Origin of the sequence: Oscillibacter sp. KLE 1728, from assembly GCF_934833455.1 — a bacterium.
GTDB classification, from domain to species: domain Bacteria; phylum Bacillota; class Clostridia; order Oscillospirales; family Oscillospiraceae; genus Oscillibacter; species Oscillibacter welbionis.
Map to the genome: position 1 here is coordinate 1 of NZ_CAKVVF010000135.1, position 3195 is coordinate 3195.

Sequence of the window (3195 nt, forward strand, 5' to 3'; positions counted from 1 at the left end):
CGGGAAGGTGACGTTGCTGGCGTAGGCCAGACGCTGGATGAAGTGCAGGCCCTGCTGATACGGCTCCGCCTGATCGGTGACGATCATCAGCTCCGCCTTCTTGGAGGGGGGCACATTCATCCCGGCGCGGCGGGCACGAATGGCCCGGATCAGGTCCATAACGGCCTCCATAGCGCTCTCCTCCGCCGGGAAGCTCAGAGCCTCCGTGTACTCAGGCCACTGGGCGGTCATCAGGATGTCCTCAGCGCCGTCGCACTTGGGAAGAGCCTGATAGATCTCCTCGGTGATGAAGGGCATGAAGGGATGCAGCAGCTTCAGCAGCGTCACCAGAACGTAGCAGAGCACGTTCTGTGCGGTTAGCTTGGCGTCCTCGTCCGTGCCGTTCAGCCGGGTCTTGGTCAGTTCGATATACCAGTCGCAGTAGGTGTCCCAGATGAAGTCATAGACCTTGGCGGAGGCCACACCGATCTCGAAGCTGTCCAGATTCTCGGTGACCTCCTTCACCAGCCGGTTCAGCTTGCTGAGGACCCACTTGTCCTCCCGCTCCAGCTTGTCGGCAGCGGGCAGGTCGTAACGGTCGATGGTGAGGTTCATCATCACGAAGCGGCTGGCGTTCCAGATCTTATTGGCGAAGTTCCGCATGGCCTCGCACTTTTCGGTGTAGAACCGGGTATCGTTGCCGGGGGAGTTGCCGGTGATGAGGTTGAAGCGCAGCGCGTCCGCGCCGTACTTTTCCGCCATTTCCAGGGGGTCGATGCCGTTGCCCAGAGACTTGGACATCTTGCGGCCCTTGTCATCCCGCACCAGGCCATGGATCAAAACGGTGTGGAAGGGGATCTTCTTCATCTGCTCGCAGCCGGAGAAGATCATTCGGGCCACCCAGAAGAAAATGATGTCATAGCCGGTGACCATGACGCTGGTAGGATACCAGTAGTTCAGGTCGGCGGTCTGCTCCGGCCAGCCCAGCGTGGAGAAGGGCCACAGAGCGGAGGAGAACCAGGTGTCCAGCACGTCCTCCTCCCGGGTCAGGTGGGTGCTGCCGCACTTTTCGCAGGCGGTGGGATCCTCTCTCTTCACGTTGATGTGGCCGCAGTCCTCGCAGGTCCACGCGGGGATCTGATGGCCCCACCAGAGCTGACGGGAAATGCACCAGTCATGGCAGTTTTCCATCCAGTTGGTATAGGTCTTGGAGAAGCGCTCGGGGACAAATTTCACTTCGCCCTCGTTCACCACCCGCAGGGCCTCCTTAGCCAGAGGCTCCATCTTCACGAACCACTGGGCAGAGATCAGGGGCTCCACGTCATTGTGGCAGCGGTAGCAGGTGCCGACATTGTGGTTGTAAGGCTCCACCTTCACCAGATAGCCCTGCTCCTCCAGATCCTTTACGATGGCCTTGCGGCACTCGTAGCGGTCCATGCCGTTGTAGGGGCCGCCGTTTTCGTTGATGTGACCGTCATCGGCAATGACCCGGATGACCTCCAGATTGTGCCGCAGACCCACCTCAAAGTCGTTGGGGTCGTGGGCGGGGGTCATCTTCACGGCGCCGGTGCCGAAGCCGATCTCGCAGTACTCGTCGCCCACAATGGGGATCTCCCGGTTCATAATAGGCAGGATGCACTTCTTGCCGATCAGGTGCTTGAACTTCTCATCGTTGGGGTTCACGGCCACGCCGGTGTCGCCCATCATGGTTTCGGGACGGGTGGTAGCGACTACGATATCGCCGGAGCCGTCCGCCAGAGGATAGCGGATATACCACAGGTGGCCGGGCTTATCCACATACTCCACCTCGGCGTCAGACAGGGCGGTGACGCAGTGGGGGCACCAGTTGATGATGCGGCTGCCCTTGTAGATGAGGCCCTTGTCATACAGCTCGCAGAAGGTCTCCCGGACGGCCTTGGAGCAGCCCTCGTCCATGGTAAAGCGGGCGCGGCTCCAGTCGCAGGAAACGCCCATCTTCTTCTGCTGCTGGACGATGCGGTTGCCGTACTCCTCCTTCCACTTCCAGACCCGCTCCAGGAACTTCTCCCGGCCCAGGTCATAGCGGGTCTTGCCCTCCTTGACCCGCAGCTCTTCCTCCACCTTGATCTGGGTGGCGATGCCGGCGTGGTCGGTGCCGGGGACCCAGAGGGCGGCGTAGCCCTGCATCCGTTTGAAGCGGGTCAGGATGTCCTGCAGGGTGCAGTCCAGCGCGTGGCCCATGTGGAGCTGGCCCGTGACGTTGGGGGGCGGCATGACGATGGAGAAGGGCTTCTTCTTGGAGTCCTCCACGCCCTTGAAGCAGTCATGATCCTCCCACATCTGATAGACGCGGGACTCCACCTGCTGGGGCTCATACACCTTTGGCAGTTCTTTGTTCATGTTGATTCTCCTTTATTTCACGGTATTTCCGACTTTCAAATAAAAAAGCCCTGAGCCAAAAAGGCTCAGGGCGAACAAACAGTCCGTGGTACCACCTGAATTTCACGCATTTCCGCGTGACACTCGACCTTTTAACGGGATGTCTCCGTCCGGGCTTACTCTCCTGTTCGGTCCGGCCGCTCCGCGGCGACTTCACTGCCGGTTCAGGGGGGCTTGCACCCAACCGCCCTCTCTCTTGACTGTCCCTGGCCGCTACTGCTCCGCATCCTTGCGTTTGATTGTCGGCATTATACCACCGAACCAGGGCAAAGTCAATATCAAGGCTCAGGACAGCCGCAGAATTTCCTTCTTCAGCCGCTGGATAATGCGCTTTTCCAGCCGGGAAATGTAGCTCTGGGAAATTCCCATCTGGTCGGCCACCTCCTTCTGTGTCTGCTCCCGCCGCCCGCCGAGGCCGAAGCGCAGCGTGATGATCTCCCGCTCCCGGGGAGTGAGGGTGTCCAGCGCCGCCGCCAGCAGGCTCAGATCCACATCGTCCTCAATGGGACGCATCACGGTGTCCGCCTCCGTCCCCAGCACATCGGAGAGCAGCAGCTCGTTTCCGTCATAGTCCGTGTTCAGCGGCTCGTCAAAAGAGACCTCCGCCCTGCGGCCCGCGTTCTTCCGAAGATACATCAGAATTTCATTTTCAATGCACCGGGAGGCGTAGGTAGCCAGCTTGATATTCTTATCCGTGCGGTAGGTACCTACCGCCTTGATGAGCCCGATGGTACCAATGGAAATGAGGTCCTCGATATTCACGCCGGTATTTTCAAACCGGCGGGCGATGTACACCAC

2 protein-coding genes and 1 other annotated feature are annotated in these 3195 nt (G+C 59.9%); both genes read right to left on the reverse strand.

Annotated features, from left to right (window positions below; all coding sequences use genetic code 11):
- Nucleotides 1-2358: valine--tRNA ligase (locus tag QVE23_RS10765; protein ID WP_287968212.1), on the reverse strand; the 2358-nt coding region annotated here is incomplete at its 3' end.
- 63 nt (nucleotides 2359-2421) lie between these two features.
- Nucleotides 2422-2636: a binding site (T-box leader), on the reverse strand.
- 46 nt (nucleotides 2637-2682) lie between these two features.
- A partial coding sequence (locus QVE23_RS10770; RefSeq protein ID WP_287968214.1) for a sigma-70 family RNA polymerase sigma factor occupies nucleotides 2683-3195 on the reverse strand: 513 nt, incomplete at its 5' end.